16 protein-coding genes are annotated in these 20,562 nt (G+C 47.2%); 10 read left to right on the forward strand and 6 right to left on the reverse strand.

Annotated features, from left to right (window positions below; all coding sequences use genetic code 11):
* Window positions 1–136 precede the first annotated feature (136 nt).
* From Pan54_RS09255 to Pan54_RS09285, 7 genes are all read left to right on the forward strand, one after another.
* The gene (locus Pan54_RS09255) at window positions 137–628 is read left to right on the forward strand and encodes a 3-hydroxyacyl-ACP dehydratase FabZ family protein (protein WP_146503212.1); all 492 of its coding nucleotides are present in this window, start codon (window positions 137–139) and stop codon (window positions 626–628) included.
* A gap of 137 nt (window positions 629–765) precedes the next feature.
* A complete protein-coding gene (fabG, locus tag Pan54_RS09260) occupies window positions 766–1,521 on the forward strand; it encodes a 3-oxoacyl-[acyl-carrier-protein] reductase (RefSeq protein WP_146503213.1) in 756 nt (251 codons plus the stop codon).
* A gap of 335 nt (window positions 1,522–1,856) precedes the next feature.
* Entirely contained in the window at window positions 1,857–2,246 is a 390-nt protein-coding gene (locus Pan54_RS09265) for an acyl carrier protein (RefSeq protein WP_146503214.1), read from the forward strand.
* Between the two features lie 152 nt (window positions 2,247–2,398).
* On the forward strand, window positions 2,399–2,914 hold the full coding sequence (locus tag Pan54_RS09270; RefSeq protein ID WP_146503215.1) for a 3-hydroxyacyl-ACP dehydratase FabZ family protein: 516 nt from the start codon (window positions 2,399–2,401) through the stop codon (window positions 2,912–2,914).
* A 241-nt stretch (window positions 2,915–3,155) separates the two neighbouring features.
* Complete coding sequence (fabF, locus tag Pan54_RS09275; RefSeq protein WP_146503216.1) at window positions 3,156–4,445, forward strand: beta-ketoacyl-ACP synthase II; 1,290 nt, start codon at window positions 3,156–3,158, stop codon at window positions 4,443–4,445.
* A 228-nt stretch (window positions 4,446–4,673) separates the two neighbouring features.
* Complete coding sequence (locus tag Pan54_RS09280) at window positions 4,674–5,690, forward strand: alpha/beta hydrolase (protein WP_146503217.1); 1,017 nt, start codon at window positions 4,674–4,676, stop codon at window positions 5,688–5,690.
* Between the two features lie 165 nt (window positions 5,691–5,855).
* Window positions 5,856–6,605, forward strand: a complete 750-nt coding sequence (locus Pan54_RS09285; RefSeq protein ID WP_146503218.1) for an FHA domain-containing protein — start codon at window positions 5,856–5,858, stop codon at window positions 6,603–6,605.
* 15 nt (window positions 6,606–6,620) lie between these two features.
* Here the strand turns inward: Pan54_RS09285 and Pan54_RS09290 are convergent, their stop codons facing one another.
* Window positions 6,621–6,986: a 4a-hydroxytetrahydrobiopterin dehydratase gene (locus Pan54_RS09290; protein WP_146503219.1), complete on the reverse strand. Its 366-nt coding sequence runs from the start codon at window positions 6,984–6,986 to the stop codon at window positions 6,621–6,623.
* A gap of 705 nt (window positions 6,987–7,691) precedes the next feature.
* On the opposite strand from Pan54_RS09290, the gene carB reads away from it, so the two are divergent.
* The gene (gene carB / locus Pan54_RS09295) at window positions 7,692–10,961 is read left to right on the forward strand and encodes a carbamoyl-phosphate synthase large subunit (protein WP_146503220.1); all 3,270 of its coding nucleotides are present in this window, start codon (window positions 7,692–7,694) and stop codon (window positions 10,959–10,961) included.
* A gap of 124 nt (window positions 10,962–11,085) precedes the next feature.
* On the opposite strand, the gene Pan54_RS09300 is transcribed toward carB, so the two are convergent.
* Window positions 11,086–12,051, reverse strand: a complete 966-nt coding sequence (locus tag Pan54_RS09300) for an ATP-binding response regulator (RefSeq protein WP_146503221.1) — start codon at window positions 12,049–12,051, stop codon at window positions 11,086–11,088.
* Between the two features lie 270 nt (window positions 12,052–12,321).
* The gene (locus Pan54_RS09305) at window positions 12,322–13,812 is read right to left on the reverse strand and encodes a Gfo/Idh/MocA family protein (RefSeq protein ID WP_146503222.1); all 1,491 of its coding nucleotides are present in this window, start codon (window positions 13,810–13,812) and stop codon (window positions 12,322–12,324) included.
* A 292-nt stretch (window positions 13,813–14,104) separates the two neighbouring features.
* Here Pan54_RS09305 and Pan54_RS09310 point away from each other — a divergent pair, with 292 nt between their 5' ends.
* On the forward strand, window positions 14,105–15,598 hold the full coding sequence (locus tag Pan54_RS09310; protein ID WP_146503223.1) for a hypothetical protein: 1,494 nt from the start codon (window positions 14,105–14,107) through the stop codon (window positions 15,596–15,598).
* Between the two features lie 58 nt (window positions 15,599–15,656).
* On the opposite strand, the gene Pan54_RS09315 is transcribed toward Pan54_RS09310, so the two are convergent.
* A protein-coding gene (locus tag Pan54_RS09315) for an IS3 family transposase (protein WP_146501926.1) occupies window positions 15,657–16,837 on the reverse strand; the annotation gives its coding sequence in 2 pieces (ribosomal slippage) (window positions 15,657–16,552 and window positions 16,552–16,837; 1,182 coding nt in all).
* 173 nt (window positions 16,838–17,010) lie between these two features.
* Window positions 17,011–18,111, reverse strand: coding sequence for a twin-arginine translocation signal domain-containing protein (locus tag Pan54_RS09320; protein ID WP_146503224.1), 1,101 nt, complete (start codon window positions 18,109–18,111; stop codon window positions 17,011–17,013).
* 235 nt (window positions 18,112–18,346) lie between these two features.
* Here Pan54_RS09320 and Pan54_RS09325 point away from each other — a divergent pair, with 235 nt between their 5' ends.
* Entirely contained in the window at window positions 18,347–19,663 is a 1,317-nt protein-coding gene (locus Pan54_RS09325; protein WP_146503225.1) for an outer membrane protein assembly factor BamB family protein, read from the forward strand.
* 174 nt (window positions 19,664–19,837) lie between these two features.
* Here Pan54_RS09325 and Pan54_RS09330 read toward each other — a convergent pair whose 3' ends face one another.
* Window positions 19,838–20,215, reverse strand: coding sequence for a heavy-metal-associated domain-containing protein (locus tag Pan54_RS09330; protein ID WP_146503226.1), 378 nt, complete (start codon window positions 20,213–20,215; stop codon window positions 19,838–19,840).
* Window positions 20,216–20,562 lie beyond the last annotated feature (347 nt).

The raw sequence follows: 20,562 nt of genomic DNA on the forward strand, positions 1-20,562 counted from the left end.
AGTATCGAGCCGAAATTCTCTTGTGCAATGGCTTAACGATTGAAATTCGGTGTATGAGAGAGCTATTGTGTCGCTTCATAGTACTGAAATGGTTCTAATAGAGTGAAGTCTGCAGAGAGACCTGCTGGAGAACTTAGTGAGATTTTCATTAATTGATAGCGTTACCGAGTTCGATCCCGGTTCATCAATCACAATTGTCAAGAATTTGACACGATCAGAAGAGTATCTGGCCGATCATTTTCCTGGCTTTCCAGTGATGCCTGGTGTCATGATGCTCGAAACTCTGGTGCAGACAGGGGCCTGGTTAATGCGTCTGGACACCGATTTTGCATACAGCACAATTCTTCTGGATGAAGCCAAAGCTCTTCGTTTTAAGAGTTTTGTTGCGCCCGGTGATCAACTCATCGTCAATGTGCAGAAACACAAAGCGGACAATGAGACCTGGACTTTAAAGGCTCAGGGGAAAGTTCGGGAGACTGAAGTTGTCAGTGCTCGATTGGTTCTCAAGCAGTTCAATCTGGCCGATCGTGACCAAAATTTTGCAGAAAATGATCGACGATTGATCGAGCATATGAAACTGTCATGGTCTGAACTGGAACGTGTTTCGACCTATAAAAACAACGCCTGAGGCTGCCTGAGCAGAGCAGTGACTCAAGATCGATCGTACTAATTCGTCGGTCAGTCGATCTTCGAAAATATTAAGAGAATTCAACATTCAGGAGTGAATCTCCATTAGGGATTCATCCTGACCAAGAGGAGAAGCACATGAGATTTGAAGGTAAAAAAGTCCTTGTCACCGGGGGGAGCCGTGGTATTGGACGAGCGATTGTTGAGGGTTTTGTCCGTGAAGGAGCCGAGGTTGCATTTGTATATCACTCGAATCAAACAGCGGCTGAGGATGTCATTGCGACACTTTCCGGAGAAGGTTTTCAGACAGTCACTGCTCATCAATGCGATGTGTCTCAGAAAGATCAGGTCGATGCACTGGTCGAGTCTCTGATTGAAAAATGGGACCGGATTGATGTGCTAGTCAACAATGCCGGAATCGTCAAAGACGGTTTAATGGCGACCATGGACGGCGATGCCTGGTTGGATGTCATCAACACCAATCTCAACAGCGTCTTCTATTTCTGTCGGGCTGTCACAAGACAAATGATGTCGCAGCGGTATGGTCGAGTTGTTAATATGTCCAGTGTTGCTGCAGAATTCCCCAATCAGGGACAAGTGAATTACGCTGCCAGTAAGGGTGGAGTGCAGGGCTTAACTCGTTGTATGGCAACAGAATTGGGAAAACGAGGTGTCACTGTCAATGCGATCGCTCCTGGTTTTATTGAAACTGATATGACAGAAGCTGTCCGCAACGCCGCTGAAAGTGAAATCAAGAAGATGATTCCCCTGCGACGTTTGGGGCGAGCCGAAGACATCGCTAATGCGGCTCTATTTCTGGCCAGTGACGGAGCATCCTATGTGACCGGTCAAATCCTCACAATTGACGGTGGTTTGACACTCGGGGGCATATAAATCTCGTAATTCCCTCAGATAGATGATACGATACGCACACATGACAGCATTTGCGACGAGGACCAATGTCACATTTGCCGTTATGATATTCTGTTCTCAAGTCATCGCGTATTTTTACCGGATAACGAGACAGAAAAGAGTGAGCGTAAGTTCGAGTTTGCTCACCACTCGAAGTTATGTTTTGGCTGGTATATTTCAGGAGTGAGCACTGACGACAACTGTTGAATGCAGTATTCGACTTGACAGTCGGTTCGCCGTACGGAGCTTCGGGGACTGTTGTTGGGATGAAAGAATCATAGACATTCAAAACAGTTTGTCTCTTGGAGAGTTGAAGAATGCCCTCTAGTGAAGAAATTTATTCTAAGGTTCAGGAAACCCTGATTGACGCCTTAGGTGTGGATGACGATGAAGTAACACCCGAAGCGACTCTGGTCGGTGACTTGGGAGCTGAGTCGATTGACTTTCTCGATATCGTTTTCCGATTGGAAAAAACATTCGATATCAAAATTCCCCGTGGGGAATTGTTCCCGGAGAATTTGGCAGCTGCTAATTCCGATTTCGTAAAAGATGGTCAGGTGACTGAAGCGGGGCTGGCAGAATTACGAGAAAAAATGCCACATGCCGACATCGATCAGCTGGCTGATGATCCCCAGGTCGAGAACATTCAAAACCTGTTCACCGTTCAGATGATCTGCAATTTCATCTCCAATAAGCTCAACAGCTAATTGAGAGAATGTTATTTTTCTGTGACGAGCAAAGAAAATGGGTCTCGATGACTTGGGTCGTTATCGATACCCATTGCTTTGTATCTGCGCGGATTTTCTCATCTTTGAGTGTGTTTTTATAATTAACTCGGCTTACTTGCGGAATTGACACCATGCGTTGGTTTTGGGTGGATCGCTTTGTGGAATTCAAATCGGGAATTTCCGCAACTTCGATCAAAAATGTCTCACTGGCAGAAGAGCATCTTCACGATCACTTTCCGGGCTTTGCAGTCATGCCGGGCTCTTTAATCGTGGAAGGTCTGGCCCAAACCGGGGGGATTCTGCTCGGCGAAAAGTTCAACTTTGAACACATTGTCATTCTGGCTAAAGTTCCCAAAATTAAATTTCACAGCCATGCATGCCCCGGAGATCAGCTTCGCTATCATGCGGATTTGATTGAAGCCAACGAAGAAGGCGGCCGCGTCAACTGTACTGCCCATGTTGGTGACAGACTTGTCACTGAAGGGGAAATCATTTTTGCTCACCTGGACCAGATGGACTCATCAATGGCTCAGGCGATCGATCAGAAAAACTTTGTGTTTTCTATGGGGCTGATGAGCATTTTGGACGTGGACAGCATGAGCGAAGCTGTAAATCAAACGTCAACAGCGCCGGAAAATTCCAAATAGCAAACCTTGAAGTAAGAAATTGTCGGTCATTGTAAGTTCATTTGCATGCCAATTATATGAATTTGCACGATGATTGAGTCTGTCGCAGCTTTTTGAGTACCAATGTCGAGCCCAAGCGGGGCTCAGTGAAGCTAAAATCAGCTGGATGGTTGTAAAAGACATTGCCATCTGCGATCCATGATTTAGAATAAACTATCTAATTTGATTCGTCGCCGAACGAGGGGTTCAAGTGATCGCCAGCATGTCAACAAGAAAACGCGTTGTTATTACCGGTATTGGATGCATTACTCCTCTGGGCCTCGATATCGAAACGACCTGGTCGGCACTGCAGGCAGGAAAATCAGGAGTAGGATCAATCACTTACTTTGATGCTTCTTCTTTTCCCACTCGCTTTGCCGCTGAGGTAAAAGGCTTCGATCTTGCTGATTATGTCGATGACTCAACACCTTATCAGCATTCAACCAGCAATACGAAATTTGCGATCGGGGCGGCTTCTCAGGCGGTCAAAGATTCCGGAATTCTGGAAGGCGATTTAGATCCAACCATGTTTGGCATCTATCTCGGTGCCGGTGAAGGGCAGCAGGATTTTCCACTCTTCATGAAGATTATCTCCAATTCAGAGCATGATGGCGAAATCGATCTGGAGCGTTTCACTGAACTTGGTCTCCAGCAGTTGAATCCCTATTTTGAGGTGGAGCAGGAGCCAAATATGCCAGCGGGGCATCTTGCAGCATTATTTAATGCTCAGGGGCCCAATTTGAACTGTTTAACGGCCTGTGCTGCTTCCAGTCAGGCGATCGGCGAAGCTGCCGAGCTGATTCGTCGCGGTGAAGCGACTGCAATGCTCTCTGGTGGATCTCACAGCATGATCCATCCCTTCGGTGTGACTGGTTTCAACTTGCTCACCGCACTTTCTACACGTAATGAGGATCCTCAGCACGCCTCTCGACCGTTCGATAAGAATCGGGATGGATTTGTCCTTGGAGAAGGTTCTGGCATGTTGATTCTCGAGGAGCTGGAGCATGCCAAACAACGAGGAGCGAAAATTTACGGTGAAGTACTCGGATATGGCAGTACTGCAGACGCATACAGGATCACGGATATTCACCCTAAAGGGCGGGGCGCGATCGGCTGCATCGAAATGGCATTACGGGATGCTGGTTTGAACAACGATCAGATCGATTATGTCAATGCTCATGGGACGAGCACTTCAGTTAACGACAAAGTCGAAACGATGGCGATAAAAGGAGCATTGGGTGCCTCAGCACAAAAGACACCTGTCTCCAGTATTAAGAGTATGATGGGACACTTAATCGCAGCTGCGGGAAGTGTCGAAGCACTCACCTGCCTGATGGCCATTCGTGACAATGTCCTCCCACCTACCATGAACTACGAAACCCCCGATCCAGAGTGTGATCTGGATTATATCCCCAACAAAGCCAGAGAAGCCCAGGCGAAGTATGCTTTATCCAACAGTTTTGGATTTGGCGGTCAGAATGTTTCGCTGATTTTGGGTGAGTTTTCCGGCTAATCAACTAAACCGCCAGGAAATGGTTCTGATTTCTACTCGATTCTGAATCGGAAATTGTTATCCTATTAGACGATACTGCTTTTCTGTGCGGTTTAGCAGATAGATACTTCAAATAAGGGACGTCATTACGCGGAGCGTTTAAAATTGGACTACTCCTCTGAGTTTTCTAATCATGAATGCTTACTGCTCAAGAGAGCATGATCCGTTGTATGCCGCAGGACAGGCGAAATGGCAATTCAGATTCTTGTCGGCACCTTTCTGGCGATACTTTCTGTCGATGTGGTTCTCCGTATTGTGTATGGACGCAAAGCATTGGCTATGCTCGATAGCATGCCTCCTTTCAATGTCGTGAAAGTCTTGCCGCAAAAGCAAGCCACATTATTTGAAACGGTCACCGATGACGGTGTCACTCTCCGAGGTAGTATTTATCATTCCGAAGGAGAGGTTCCTCAGGGAGTTATTATCTTCTGCCCGGAAACACTCTCGAATCACTGGTCTGCTGTTCGCTATTGCCAGGGGCTGATGGATGCCGGCTATATCATTGTTTCGTTCGATTTTCGTAATCAGGGTGAGAGCGATCATTACAAGCGATACGAGCCACTTCACTGGGTCTCCGAATTTGAGGTCAAAGATCTTCATACGATCGTGAACTGGGTGAAGGACCAGGAATCTTTTGTGGATTTACCACTTGGTGTTCTCGGGGTTAGCAGGGGAGGAGCCACTGCCTTGATGGCCGCTCGCAACCATCCTGACATTGATTATGTTTGTGCAGACAGCGGTTACACGAATTATCTGCTCGTTATGCATTATGTGCATCGCTGGGTACGGCTGATTGTTCCAGAGTGGATTATCCAAGTACGTAGAACCATGTGGCATGCGACTTCAACTGTCGAAATCGCTTTCTTTATTCAGCAGTTCCGAAAAGGTTGCCGATACCTGAATTCTTCAGAGCCGTTTACAAAAATGAAGAATAAGCATGTCATGTTGATTGCTGGCAAAAACGACAGTTATGTCCCCGTCACGATTGCTCAGCGAATTCAGGAAATGCTGGGTAAGCAATGTGAAACGCTTTGGATTGTCCCGCGAGTGGCTCACAATGGGGCTCGGTCTAAGTATCCTGAAGAGTACGATCAAATGCTGGTGACCTTCTTTAGTCAGATGCCTACTCTCGATCCAGTTACTCAACCAGCGATTTCGGTTGCATCAACAGCTTCTGAAAATGCCGAGTCACTCATTTCGAATTAGCCAGGAATGTGAGAACTCTATCGATTGAGGCTGGCCTGCACAGTGAAATCCTGCCATGATATTCCTCAGTTTTAAACTCATATCGGTAACAGAGAGTGAAAACGGGCACACCAGATGAGGAATTGCAGATCTACTCTGTAATCCAGCAGAATTAAGGCTCAGAGTATGGCAAGAATCTCTTTACAAGTGATCCAGGGATTAGAGCGTGGTCAGGTTCATTCCGGGATACGCGTACCAATTACAATTGGTCGCGAAGAAGACAACGCAATTCAGTTGAACGATGAACGCATCAGTCGTTGTCATGTAAAAATTCAGCAGGATTCTGACCGAATCATTCTGACAGACCTGCAAAGCACAAACGGGACTCGCGTTAACGGTTTACCCGTACAAATGACCGTACTGCGTCCCGGTGATCTCATTACGATTGGTCGCTGCGTCTTACTGTTCGGCTCCCAGGAAGAAATCGCCGAACACTGCAATGAGTTGCACAAGAAGAGTCTCGAATCTCATCGCCTGATCGATACTGGAAATACACTTTCCGGAATCGATGTCGTCGATTCGGGATCACAACATGGTGCCTCAAACATGGATACCATTGGTCTATTCGATGACCATGGTCATCCTGCCGCGGCATTTCCGGGAGGATGTCCGCCGATCCCTCAAATGGAATCTCTTCATAGTCGGAGTGAATTAGCCGATTTGCTGGCCTACCTCCACGCTCGAATGCTCCAGATCCTGGAGTCACGGGGTCTCAACGATAACAATGTTGATGAAAACACGATGGAAGGTTCTCAAGGGCCAGTCAGTGCGCAACCAATGGATTATGCCAGAATTCCCTGGGATCGCTGGAATCAACTTCTGGAACTGGAAGTGGAACTCGCTAAAACGCTAAAAAAAATCTCGGAACCTGACTGAATCTGGTCAGATCTTTTACGAGTTTTTCAAATTGACTGGCAGCTGATCGATTTTCGCAGCAAGAATAAAATCGTTCTCAGACAATCCGCCAATTGCATGGGTCCAGATCTCAATTTCGACATTCCGATAGCCGGAAATGTGCAAATCAGGATGATGCCCCTCGGTCTCAGCAATTTCGGCCACGGAATTAAAAAAATCGAGACCAGCCATAAAGTTCTTTACGGTCCAATGCTTTCGGATTCTTTCTCCATTATGGCAGATTTCCCAACCGGTTAGTTCTTTATTTTGTTCTTCGGCTTGTTCGCCCGTTAATTTATCGACTCCCCCTTCGCAAGGGACACATTTGCTGGCGGTCAATTGCGCACAAGTTTGAGCAGGCATGTTTTGATCTCCTATGAATAAAATGAGTTGACTGGCACTTGTTCATTTTATGGAAATGAGCCAACAATTCGATCTCAATTCTTCGAATTCAGAATTTAAACGGAATTGAAACCATGATCATGTTCAGTTGAGCTGGGTCATATAGCCGTTTCTATGAATGTGTAGACGGTGATTGACTGGAAATATAGGGCTCAAACCATGAAAAAGCCGCTACAGTAATCTGCAAACTGCAGGAGTTCATTGTTCCAATATAAAATTCGGGTTGTGTGCCGCTGGCGCATTTCCAAAATCAATTTTACGCGTTTTGCCTGAGCAAATGCAGCGATTTAGGGAAATAATCGTACAGGCGAATGTATCAATCGTTGACCACGCTCACCCGGGCTTCGAGCTTGTATTATACAAAATATTATTGCTCACAGAGTAAATTGCGATACGCAATGTCATCGTAAACACATATGAGAAATTTTGTACTCACATTCATCAATGCTGTTTGATTTGATGTGCGAACTTTCCAGGGAAGTGTTCACTTCGGGTTCTCTCGGTTGCATCTGAGCATAGGACTGTTAATCTGACGTGGTTTCCATGCGCTTCGATAAGAGATAGACTCAATCTGGATGAACAGCAGAGAATTCTGCGAGGGATTGCAGATCACGATTCTGAGAATGTGTTCGCAACTAAGACTTCAAGAGGGAAGGTAGGAGAAACGTGCCGCGTCGCGACGATCTGCACAAAATTCTAATCATCGGATCAGGACCAATTGTCATTGGACAAGCCTGCGAATTTGATTATTCCGGCACACAAGCCTGTAAATCTCTTCGAGAACTGGGCTATGAAGTCGTTCTCGTGAATTCCAATCCTGCCACAATTATGACCGATCCCGATACGGCAGATCGGACATACATCGAGCCGATTACCTGGCAGTATGTGGAAGAGATTATCAAAATTGAAAAGCCGGATGCGATTTTGCCTACATTAGGTGGACAAACCGGCTTGAACACGGCTATGGATCTCTACAATCGAGGGATTCTGGAAAAGTACAATGTCGAATTGATCGGAGCCGATGCAAAGGTCATTGCCAAAGCCGAAGAGCGTGAACAGTTCAAAAAGGCGATGGTTGGTATCGGTCTCGATGTCCCTCGCTCGGAGATTGTGCACACGATGGACGAAGCACTGGCAGTGCTTGAAGAAATCGGCCTACCTCTGATTATTCGCGCCAGTTATACCTTGGGTGGTTCTGGTGGTGGAATTGCCTACAACCGGCAGGAGTTTGAAGAGAAAATTCGTCAGGGACTCAAGCTCTCTCCAGTGACAGAAGTTCAGATTGATGAATCTGCTCTCGGTTGGAAAGAGTATGAGATGGAGGTGATGCGGGATAAGAATGACAACTGTGTCATTATCTGCGCCATTGAGAACTTTGATCCAATGGGCATCCACACAGGCGACTCGATTACTGTCGCTCCTGCACAAACTCTATCTGACAAAGAATACCAGATGATGCGGGATGCCACGATTGCCTGCATGCGTGAAATTGGAGTTGAGACAGGTGGATCCAATGTCCAGTTTGCGATTCAGCCCGAAACCGGGCGAATGATTATTATTGAGATGAATCCACGTGTCAGCCGTTCAAGTGCTCTGGCATCGAAAGCGACGGGTTTTCCGATTGCCAAAATCGCAGCCAAATTAGCAGTTGGGTTCACTCTGGATGAAATTCCGAACGATATCACTCGCGAAACACTCGCCTGTTTCGAGCCGACAATCGATTATGTGGTGACAAAATTCCCACGCTGGACATTCGAAAAATTCCCAGACGCTGATTCTGTTCTGACAGTTCAGATGAAATCCGTCGGCGAAACGATGGCGATTGGCCGAACTTTCAAGGAATCATTCCAGAAAGCTCTACGAGGCCTGGAAATCGGTCACTTTGGACTCGGTGGCGGGAAGAAAGACTTATGGGAAAGTTCACTTCGCCCTGAAGAAGATGAGATCCGCAGCAAGCTTTCCATTCCGAACTCAGATCGAGTCTTCTACATCCGCTATGCGTTGCTCTCGGGCATGTCGATCGAAGAAGTGCATCGACTGACTCAAGTCGATTTCTGGTTCCTGCGGCACCTCGAAGAAATCGTTCAACTTGAGTTGGAATTGAAAAAGTATAGCAGCGTTCAGTCCTGCCCTATGGAACTTCTTGTCAAAGCCAAGAAAGCAGGTTTTTCCGATCAGCAACTCGCGGGCTGGTGGAATGTTTCTGAACTGCAGATTCGCGATTATCGTAAAAAGCAGGGGCTTGAACCGGTCTTCAAACAAGTTGATACCTGTGCGGCTGAGTTTGAAGCCTACACTCCCTATTACTATTCGAGCTATGAGCAGGAAGATGAATCGCCGGCTCGAAAACCTGAGAAGCCACAGCGAATCATGATTCTAGGTGGTGGTCCGAACCGCATCGGGCAGGGGATCGAATTTGATTACTGTTGTTGTCAGGCGGCATTTGCTCTCAAAGATCTTGGCATCGAGAGCATCATGGTCAACTCGAATCCTGAAACGGTTTCGACCGACTACGATACTTCAGACATTCTCTTCTTCGAGCCATTAACCCTCGAAGATGTCCTCAATATTTGTGATCGCATCAAACCAGATGGCGTGATTGTTCAGTTCGGTGGTCAAACTCCATTGAATCTCGCGAAGGGGCTAGAAGCAGCCGGAGTGCCAATCATCGGGACAACGCCAGACAGTATCGATGCCGCTGAAGACCGTGAACGATTCCAGGAGATCTTGAACTCCATTGGCTTGAAGCAACCGCCGAATGGTATTGCCAGTGATGTCGAAGGAGCCCAGTCGACAGCCGCTCAAATCGGCTATCCCGTGCTAGTGCGTCCCAGTTATGTGCTTGGCGGACGTGCGATGCAGATCTGCTATCAGGAATCTGAACTGATTCGTTATATGACTGAGGCGGTCAATGCGTCTCCGGATCGACCTGTACTCGTTGATAAGTTTTTACAGGATGCGATCGAAGTCGATGTCGATGCGATTTCCGATGGAGAAACGACTATCGTTGGCGGGATTATGGAGCATATTGAAGAAGCCGGAATCCACTCGGGTGACTCCGCCTGTGCCATCCCGCCGCATTCGCTTCCCGAGAAGACCATTGAGGAAATTCGTCAGGCGACTTATGCCCTGGCAGATAAACTCGAAGTTCGTGGCCTGATGAACATTCAATATGCCGTCAAAGAGCAGGATGGCAATATGGATGTGTATGTGCTCGAAGTGAACCCACGAGCCAGTCGGACTTCGCCGTTCGTTTCCAAGGCCACGGGGATCTCATTGCCTCGCATCGCCGCAAAAGTGATGGCGGGTGTCTCGCTAAAAGAGCAGGGGGTTACGTCGGAGATGATTCCGAAACATACTTCTGTCAAAGAATCTGTCTTTCCATTCTCCCGCTTTCCAGGTGTCGATATTGTTCTCGGCCCAGAAATGTTATCGACCGGCGAGGTTATGGGGATTTCTGAAACCTTTGCAGAAGCCTTTGCAAAAAGTCAGATCGCTGCGGGTTCAATCATTCCCGAAAGCGGAAAAATCTTTATCAGTATGGCCGGTCAGTTTAAAGACCGAATCATCGAGCCTGCTCGTCGCTTGAGCAAACTCGGTTACGAACTCGTGGCCACTTCTGGAACCGCATCTGCATTGCAGGCTGCTGACATTCCAGTGCATGTTGTTAGGAAGGTTCAGGAAGGCCGTCCGAACTTGCTCGATTATATGGCAAACGATGAAATCGCCTTTATCTTTAACACGCCCAGTAAACGCGGCCCATCAACAGATGAAGGTCGAATTCGAGCCGCCTCAGTTGCTTATGGTGTGCCATGCGTAACGACCTTGCCGGGATGTCTGGCAGTGATTGATGCTCTCGAAGCCTTTGCCTCTAACCCAACGCCGAAGGTCCGAGCATTGCAGGACTGGATGGATGACATGAATGATTCGATGTGACTGACCGATGAGAATCGATCGATGCGCGAATCAGCGAACGAAATTTTGAAAGCATGAAGCGACAAGCGAGTGAGTTGATTCACTCGCTTGTCGCTGTGTTTTCGAATTGCGAGTGATTGAATTTTTAGCAGGGCTTGCAGAAGTTCAATGCATTCAATTTCTGGTCCGATTCTGGCATATTCTGCGGAATCATCTTGGTCATGCAGATGCAACGACCGTGATCGCTGTATTCGACGGAATCCATAAAAGTTTGCATCAATAACATCCCTCGACCGCTCGCTCGGCTGATGTATTTTTCATCACGGGGATCTTTAATGTTTGAAAGATCAAACCCGATTCCCTGATCTTGAATCGTGAGTTGAAATCGTACTGGATTCAAACTGATTTCCAGGGAAACTCGTCGATTTTGATATTGAGGATCTTGCGCACGTGTCTCGATCATGTCGTGATATTCAGCCATCGAAGTTTCTCGGATTTCAGAACTGATCTCTAAATTTCCATGTACGATGCTATTCATCAGAGCCTCTTCAGCAGAGATGAGTATCCGGGTAATGGTGGTGGTCGATAATTCTGTACGGGAAGACAAATTCGACTTCAACTCTTCGATGAAGGGAGAAATCAAACGGATGTCATTATGAATGCAGTAACGAAGTTTGAGCTCAACAATTGATCCAAGCAGTTTCGATTTCAGTTTTCTTTGACCAATCGTTTGTACGACCGAGTCAACTGTTTTGTAGAGATGATCTCGGACGTTAAATTTTGAGATATAATTTGCTGCTCCACGCTGCAGGGCTTCAACGACAGAAGTTTCATTTCCGTTGCCAGTGACAGCAATCACAGGAATCTCCAAACCCTCCTCTTCAATGATTGAGATAACATCCAGACCATTCTCAACCAAGCGGCCACTGCTTGCCAATTCCAGGTCAGAAATCACAATATCGTAGGGATTCTTTTTGAGCTGAGCCCTGGCTTCCTGCAAATTCATCACGGCGTGAACGTCAAAGTCGCCCCGTCTGGCTAACAGTAAAAGCATGACTTTCTGCCAGGCAGCATCGTCATCAATTACCAGGACTCGAATCAATTCACTCATCAAAACTCCAGAATCATTACAAACTTAAAATCATATTTCTTAGCATAGGTTTCATTCAGGAGTCTGTTGAAAAACTTAGCGTAATGCCTTTGCAAATCAGATAAGTCGCAAATCCACGATTTGACTTGATGGATTAGGGCAGTGCTAATGCTGATTTTGATTGTATCGATATGAATGAGCTTGATAATTAGTCATAAAAAAAGCAGCCGCACGGTGGGAAACCGTACGGCTGCTTCATGTGACTCACTGCAACGCAGTCGAATTCTTTGATTATGAATTTTCTGGTGGCTTGCCATCGATCCATGGACCAGCCAGCTTCATGTATTCCGGCTCAGATAACGTGGAGCCATAATCTCCTGCCGTCCAGCCGGGAATGTGCTTGGCTTGGCCACGGGCTTCGGAAATGGCTTCCCATTTTTTGGCCCAGCTTTCGTTGCCATCGGAGATCGTACCGGTTTCGGCATCGAAGTGGAACACGCGACCTTCCCGGTAACTGCGAGCGCCCAGAATGACGGTTGCGATCGCAGCTGCTCCTAAGTCCGGTGGATTGTTACAGGCTTTGGGATCGTTGGCATTGATGGCATCGACCCAGTTTTTGAAATGGAGATAGGTTGTCGATTCCTTTGGCGTTTCGACGGGAATATCTTCTTCCTTCAACTTGCTGTCATGGGTGACCTGTGATCGTTCTGGAATGAACTTAAAGCTGTCGAACTGCTCGCCGTTTCCGAAGACAAACGATCCGTAATGACCACGAATCAACTGAGTGATGCGTGATTCCTGATTACACATCGTGGCGTTGATCAGACCCTGGACGCCTTCGTTAAAGTCAGCACAGACTGTTGCGACATCGGGAACATCCCGGCCATCATATTCAAGATACAACCCTCCGGCTCCGACGACGCGGCCCGGGAAATTCAGTCCGGTGGCTTTGAGCATCGAAGTCGTTCGGTGAACGAACAGGTCGGTAAACATGCCTGAACCATAAGGCCAGAAGCGGCGCCACTGCTTGTAAACAGCGCGGTCGAATGGCCGGTCTTCTGCCAAGCCTTCTTCAACACCCAGCCAGCGTTTCCAATCGATATTCTTTGGTGTCATCTGCTTTTCGAGAGCATAATAACGCCACTGTCCCATATCTGAATTGCGGAAGTATTCGGTCTGGAACTGCAGAACTTTTCCGAGCTTACCCTCGTTGAGCAGTTCACGAACCTGATTCCAGACGGGCAGGGAAGTCGATTGCACACCGACCTGCATCACTTTGCCGGTGCTTTTCCAGACATCAACAACCTGTAATGATTCTTCGACGAACTTTGTCATCGGCTTTTCACAGTAGACATGCAGACCGGCATTCAGGCTGTCGACAATCTGCTTGCAATGCCAGTGATCTGGAGTTCCGATACAGACCGCATCGAGATTTTCTTTCTCGATCATGTCGCGATAATCGACATACTTAGCCGGTTCGTTGCCATTTTCTTTTTTGATGTAGTCGGCGACTTTATCGCGTTGTTCGCTGTAAACTTCAGCAACTGCGACCAGATCGATATTCGAGCCTTCATTTTTCTGCTTGGCCAGTGTTTTAACGTGAGCACCAAACCCGCGTCCCCCCGGTCCAATGAAGCCAATACGAATCCGCTCGTTGCTGCCAGCCGCCTGAGCTTTAGCCAGTGGAATTGCGTTCACACCAGCGGCAACTGCAGCCGCGGTGCCTGTTGTTTTAATGAAATCACGACGGTTCACGCCATTGGAACCAGATATTTCTGACATAATATTTACCTTTTAAGAATTTGAAATTGTGTGAGCGAAACACATTAGCGCATCTAGCCCATCGTATTCAGGATCTCTCTCGTTTAGTTGAGGGAATTCATAAAGATAAGCGTTGATGGGTTGAGTTTCCAGTAATAGATTGAAAATGAGCATTTGATTTCGGAATGCTGATCTTAATCATCCTATCCCAGAGCAATATTAAGAACACTCAAACTGAACTTGTGCTAAACCCTTGGTAGAAAATACAATTAGTTTTTGAGCTTGAATTTTTTCTGCCGAAGGGAGTCGCGCAGTGCATATTAATCCTTGTCCCCCCGATTGGTCCCGCAGGGACTCACGAGATATCCTTGAATACTGGACTCGATACAGCCGTCGAACTCAGTTACAGGGCTATTTACTGCTCAAGGGTGATGAAGATCAGTCCTGGCGATTGACGGCGATTGCCGGTTATCTGGCGCTATTCTTGGTGTTTCTACTCTTCCTGGGGACAATATCTGACCCCGTTGTCGTCAAGCCTCGGAAAGTGAAAGCCGTTCAGTTTGTCGCTGCTGCAACACCCGAAATCGATCCACAAGTCGATACCGTCATGGAGATCGAACCTCGCGTTATTGAAGCGGTTTACCCCGTCGAAATTATGCAGGTTGCTTATGAAATGCCGGTTGTTGAAAAACCTGCGCCCAAGCCGGAGCCGAAACCATTTGAAGATCCCTTCGCGATGTTCGCTCCTCCGCCTGAGGAAAAACCTTCCGTTCCCGTGGCTCCTCGAACATGGACTCTCAAGCCGGAATTGTTGATCGAATCTTCAACAACGGAACTGATTGCCGATTATCAATATTCCGAGTTAACTCAATCGAATGTTATTCAGAGTCGATATTCAGGCAACGTTGATTTAGTCTCGCTGGCTTCCAGCCGCTGGCAACTGGCTTCTGTAAGTGATTTCGGTTTTGCATTCCAGCCCCCTCGTCAACTATGGTTGACTTCAGCGGAAAGGCAGGCTCCAAGTGAAATTCGTAGTCCCGTTCCACAGGATCGTGTCGAAGACACGCAGCAACCCAATGTGATTACTTCAAAAATGGTCACACTGCGAAAGCGATATCCTTCTCAGACATCTGGGCAGCACAAACTGACCTATTTCCTGGAGGTAACCAATGAGGGGAGTGAAAAGATTTCCCAGGTTCATGTTTCCGAGCATTGTGCGGATTTGGATTTAATTGACAAGACTTCACCCAAGGCAACGTTGATGGATGAGGCATTATTCTGGATTATAAGAGATTTGCTACCTGCAGAAACTCGTTCTATAGAGATTTCCTGTTTCGCGCCAACAAATCTGGCGATGCTGAAATCGGAGTCTTCGATCCAGGTCTTTGAGACCCTGGCGACTGCAACCAATGTGATCATTCCTGATGTCTCTGTTTCGGTCACAGTTCCGGTAGAAGTCGAAAGTGGTCAAGATTTCGATGTCATGATTCTCGTCGAGAACAATAGTGACAAAACCTTTAACCCTTCAGAATTGACGATTGGCCTCTTGAAAGGCGTTCAGCATGAGGTTGGTCCCCAATTGGTAAGGCAGATTGACGTTCCCAGTCCTGGCGAATCTTATGAATTTCCACTCAAGTTGACATCCACTGACGTAGGTGAAGGCATTATCGAGGCTAGCCTGAATTTAGAAGAGTCAATTACTGTTCCTGTGAAAGCAATCACGAAGGTCAGGGCAGTGAATGAAAAGTCAGGCACTAATGCCACGGCCCGGCGAGTTTCTCAAGATGTTGTCAGCTTGAGTGAGTAGAGCCTCACTCTCATGTCATTATTGGACTTCCCCAAGAATAGTGGGCGCGGGGTAATGGTTAAGTCACTTGTACAAACTGCGCAGGGCTCAGATAGCCCAGTGCAGAATGTTTCCGTACTCGATTATAAAACACTTCGATGTATTCAAACAGGCTCGATCGAGCCTCTGAACGCTTCTTGTATCGCTCATGATGAACGAGCTCTTTCTTCAACGTCGCAAAAAATGACTCCATGGGAGCGTTGTCCCAACAGTTCCCTTTCCGGCTCATCGAACAGGTGATTCCCATCGAGGTCAACACCTGTTGATAATCCTCGCTAGCGTACTGACTCCCGCGGTCTGAGTGAAGCGTTAATTCTTTGAGGTCTGCATTCGACACGGCCTCCTGATCCACTGCCATCCTCAAGGCATTGACCACCAGGTCTGAGGTCATGCGTTCGGCCATCGACCAGCCTACAACTTTGCGCGTATACATATCCAGCACTGCTGCCAGGTACAACCAGCCCTCCTCAGTCCAGATGCAGGTGATGTCACTCAGCCAAACTTCATTGCTTTTTGTCACGGCATCAAACTGACGATCCAGATGGTTCTCAGCCACGGGCCGGGAATGATTCGAGTCCGTGGTGTTTTTGAACTTCTTCCTGGTTTTTGCCTGAATTCCAGCCTGATTCATCAATTTGGCCACCGTATTCTCTGAGACCTCATAGCCGCGTTCCAGCAATTCTCTATGCATCCGAGGAGAGCCATACACTTCTCGTGTCTCCTGATGAATCTCCTTCATGGCCTGTGTCAACTCCTGTTGATTCTCCTGGCGTATACTCATCGGACGATTCTTCCAGGTGTAATATCCACTCCGGGAAACCTCGAAGATTTCACACATCCGAGCTACTTCAAAGTCTTCTTCATGGTCATCAATAAAGGTAAATCTCACTGATTTTCCTTCGCGAAAAAGGCTGCTGCTTTTTTTAAAATCTCTCGATCCATTCTCAGCTTACGATTCTCCTCGCGCAGCTGTCGCAACTCTTCACGTTCGGATTCAAACAACTTCTCGTTGGACTTCGATTCTTTGCCGCTCATGAACTTCTCTTTCCAGTTGCGTAAAACACTGACATGAATATCCAGGCGTCGAGCCGCCTCGGCCAGCGGATAATGCTGCTCGGTCACCAGTCCCACGGCATCCCGCTTAAACTCTTCAGAATAACGCCGCCGCGTCCGTTTTCCAGCCTGTGATGATCCCGACATAGTCGACTCCTCTCGGAGAGCTTACACTCTCTTTTGGGCGCCCACTATTCTTGGGGAAGTCCATATCTCACAAAATAAGCGAGCCGAGTCAGTTATAACTCGGCTCGCTTTGTAGTTGTGTGCCACTATTATTTAAGGGGTACAGAGCACTATAGCAAATTCAAATCCGCTTCTTAGCTGACCTTTTCGAGTTTTGTTACTCGTCCGCCGACAACCCATTCCGCAACAAAGATATTACCATCTTTATCGAAGCAGGCATCGTGAGGATGAACGAATTTTCCGGCTTGCCATTTGTCGGGTGAGGCGCGCATTTTGTTCTTATTGTCGAGTACTTCATTTCGCCAGGTGACATCATCGCCCAGTTGAGCGACGGCTTGGTTGTCTTTGTCCAGAATAGTTATGCGGGCGTGTAAATCGGGCACGAGCATTAAGTCGCCCTGGGTATCGATATCGGCAGGGAACAAAAAGCCTTCCAGGGTTTTTGCATGAGTACCATCCAGATGGAACCACTGCAGGCGTTTATTGGCTCTGTCGGCAACAACCAGTTCTGGCTCTCCATGACGTGTATCGAGCCAATGTCCGTGAGGAGTACTGAACTGTCCCTGAGCATTTCCTTTGCCACCGAGAGCCTGGACAAACTTGTCGGATTTATCGTATTCAAACAGATAATTACTCCCGTAGCCATCTCCAAGGTAGTACCCGCCATCCGGACGAAAACTGATGTTCGTTGGTCGATAGCGAATGCCCGGTTCGTCGTAGACACCGCTGACTTTATTCAGGGCATCTTTGCCACGCTGCCAGACGACTTCTCCGTCCAAAGTGATTTTTGCGAACGAGAGATTGCTTTCGCTGGGTGAAAGATAAATGAATTCCTGATTTCCTTCGCGGCGAATATCGATGCCGTGCCCATGACCGGCGTGGATATCTCCCAATGTTTTGACAAGCTTTCCTTTGGCATCAAACACGAAGACCGAGCCCGGATTTCCATAGTGAGTGATGTAAATCAATCCCTGCTCATCGATTGCAGTACCATGGGAGGCATTCCCATATTTATGGTCGGCTGGGAGAGAATCGTTTCCCCAATTGTGAATGCAACGATAGGTGTGTTCGCCACTTCCAATAATCGTTTCAGAGCCACCCGACTTTTTCTCGGCGTGGACAAAAAATGGAGTCGTTAACGTAGCTGCCGTTGCGATGGACGTTGTTTGGAGAAACTTTCGACGAGACACTTTGTTGTGATGATCAGGAGCATTATTAGAAGAATTCTGATTCATAACGATCTCTTTCTGTCAGAAGGGAAAAATCGATCCGTTGATTGTTGTATGCTCGATTAAGCAATACATGCATTAGTATTGATTGATGTTGACGATAAAGAAAGTTATTCTAATTGTCCATCCGTTAAGCGGTTAAGAACTGAATTTTAGTTTGACGGAAAATTGAGTCGCTCTCCCTGAAAAGATTGCCTGGGCAATTTCCTACCTGAACTTAATAAGAGAATCGGAATCAACAATGCACCATCTATACTGCTGGCTGATTACCATAATTGCAGTGACAGGTACTGCCAACGCAGCCGACGAATGGCCTCAGTTTCGAGGCCCCGAAGGCAACGGTCACGTAGAGAATGCCAAGCTTCCCACCCAATGGAGTGAAACGGAAAATGTTCGCTGGAAGGTGCCGGTTGCTGGAGAGGGGTTCTCTTCACCGGTGATTTCCGGGAATCAAATCTGGATGACCACCGCGATTGTCGAGCCGCTCTCTGCCGAGGAAGAAGAAGCCAAATTAGCTCAATTGGCGAACCCACGTGGCATTCAGTTTGGTGGTCCTCTGACACTCAAAGCTATCGCTTTCGATGTCAACACAGGAGAACTTTTGCATGACGTAGAATGTTTTCAGTTTCCGGGAGCCAATCCCAAGCATGCAACGAACAGTTATGCATCCCCAACGCCCGTCATTTCCGAGGGACGGCTTTATTGTCACTTTGGCGATTACGGCACCTGCTGTATCGATACGGCTTCGGGAGAAATTTTATGGCAAAATCAGGAATTGCATGTCGATCACCAAAATGGTCCTGGGAGTTCTCCAGTATTATGGAACGATTTGCTGATTATTCATTTTGATGGAATCGATTTCCAATTTCTGACCGCGATGAATAAAGACGATGGGCATGTCGTTTGGAAAACAGATCGTTCGGGGGAAATGAATCCTAAACCGGAAATGAAGAAAGCATATGGTACTCCCACGATTCAGGCCGTTAATGGAAAAGATCAAATCATTTCCCCAGCCGCGAACTGGGTGTATGGATATGATCCGGCGACTGGAACAGAACTTTGGAAAGCTGGTTATGGACAGTTAGGATTTTCAACTGTTCCCAAACCTGTGATTGGAAATGGAATGGCATATGTCTGCACCAGTTTCATGCAATCCCGTTTGGTCGCAGTGAAATACGATGGAGCAGGGGATGTGACCGAGAGTCATGTTGTCTGGACTGCGGATCGTCAAATTCCAAAAACGCCTTCGCTGTTACTTGTTGATAATGATCTGTTTTTCGTTGGAGATGCGGGGATCGCTACGATGCTGGATGCGACAACTGGAGAGCAAATCTGGCAGGAGCGTTTTCCTGGACAATATTCTGCTTCACCACTCCTGGCAAATGGAAATGTTTACGTGTCTAATAAAGAGGGCGTGACCACAGTCTTCAAAATGGGCGAGACATTTGAACTGGTCTCAGAAAATACGCTGGACTCGGGGTGCATGGCTTCTGCAGCAGTCAAAGGCAATGCGATCTTCCTAAGAACACTTACTCACCTGTATTGCATAGCTGAGTGAATTGAAGGTCTGTTCAGCAGGGCAGTGGACTCTTCGTGAGCAATATTGCAGTGCTGTCAATTCTCTGCACACATGTAATATATTGTGAAAGTAAAAAGTCGTCCTGTTCCAATGAAAAAAGGGAACCGAATCAATTTTCGGTTCCCTTTTTGTTTTTACAGTATCAAGTGATTCTTATTTGGTCGAAACGACTTGCGATTCCTTGAATCCAACTTTACTCAAAGCATCAATTGCGGAAGTGGAATCAAATTCTCCATTGAGTTTTACAATGATGCGAGGATCGTTAATTGCATCTTCGCTTTCCTGTTCAACAAGTTCCACACTCTCGACACCTGGTTGATCTGTGATGGTCTGTTTCACTCTTGGATAGCAGGCAAAGGGACAATGCATCTCAGGGACATTCACTGTTAAGGTTTGACCTGCTTCGTATTTGACAGGTGTCGCCGAAATTGCCGGAGAGCTCGTTTCCGTTGTTGAGGGTTGCGGGGATGTTGATTCGGTACAGCCAATAAAGCAGACCAGTGTACCGAGTACTATAAAACGCATGTCCATTTGAGTTCTCCTTGGGGTGAGAGTGAAATTTTCATTTTAGACCATTCTTTATAATCTGGGCCTGTCAAAACCTGCTCCAATTGGAAGCTGGATTTCCTGTAACATCTTGAAAAGGAACTTCAGGGGGATGGATCTTCCGTTTCGGGTTGGCGGGGTCGCTCCGCTTCAGCGGAAACTCCCGGAAGTTCTACGATTCGGGGACTTCTATTTGTGGTCGCCCCAGCCACCGGGTTTGATTATTTTCTGGTATTCATCTGTTAATAATCAGTGTTCTTAAGAATCGTTGAATTTCTCCAGTTTTCACTGGGAACGCTCTATAATTGCTTGAGATTTGAGGAAATCATATT

It is taken from the genome of Rubinisphaera italica (assembly GCF_007859715.1).
In the GTDB taxonomy this organism is placed as follows: domain Bacteria; phylum Planctomycetota; class Planctomycetia; order Planctomycetales; family Planctomycetaceae; genus Rubinisphaera; species Rubinisphaera italica.

Coding starts and splice junctions, on each gene's coding strand:
- fabG (WP_146503213.1), top strand. CDS start 766: ATGAGATTTGAAGGTAAAAAAGTCCTTGTCACCGGGGGGAGCCGTGGT.
- Pan54_RS09265 (WP_146503214.1), top strand. CDS start 1,857: ATGCCCTCTAGTGAAGAAATTTATTCTAAGGTTCAGGAAACCCTGATT.
- Pan54_RS09270 (WP_146503215.1), top strand. CDS start 2,399: ATGCGTTGGTTTTGGGTGGATCGCTTTGTGGAATTCAAATCGGGAATT.
- fabF (WP_146503216.1), top strand. CDS start 3,156: ATGTCAACAAGAAAACGCGTTGTTATTACCGGTATTGGATGCATTACT.
- Pan54_RS09280 (WP_146503217.1), top strand. CDS start 4,674: ATGGCAATTCAGATTCTTGTCGGCACCTTTCTGGCGATACTTTCTGTC.
- Pan54_RS09285 (WP_146503218.1), top strand. CDS start 5,856: ATGGCAAGAATCTCTTTACAAGTGATCCAGGGATTAGAGCGTGGTCAG.
- Pan54_RS09290 (WP_146503219.1), bottom strand. CDS start 6,986: ATGCCTGCTCAAACTTGTGCGCAATTGACCGCCAGCAAATGTGTCCCT.
- Pan54_RS09300 (WP_146503221.1), bottom strand. CDS start 12,051: ATGAGTGAATTGATTCGAGTCCTGGTAATTGATGACGATGCTGCCTGG.
- Pan54_RS09305 (WP_146503222.1), bottom strand. CDS start 13,812: ATGTCAGAAATATCTGGTTCCAATGGCGTGAACCGTCGTGATTTCATT.
- Pan54_RS09320 (WP_146503224.1), bottom strand. CDS start 18,111: ATGAATCAGAATTCTTCTAATAATGCTCCTGATCATCACAACAAAGTG.
- Pan54_RS09325 (WP_146503225.1), top strand. CDS start 18,347: ATGCACCATCTATACTGCTGGCTGATTACCATAATTGCAGTGACAGGT.
- Pan54_RS09330 (WP_146503226.1), bottom strand. CDS start 20,215: ATGGACATGCGTTTTATAGTACTCGGTACACTGGTCTGCTTTATTGGC.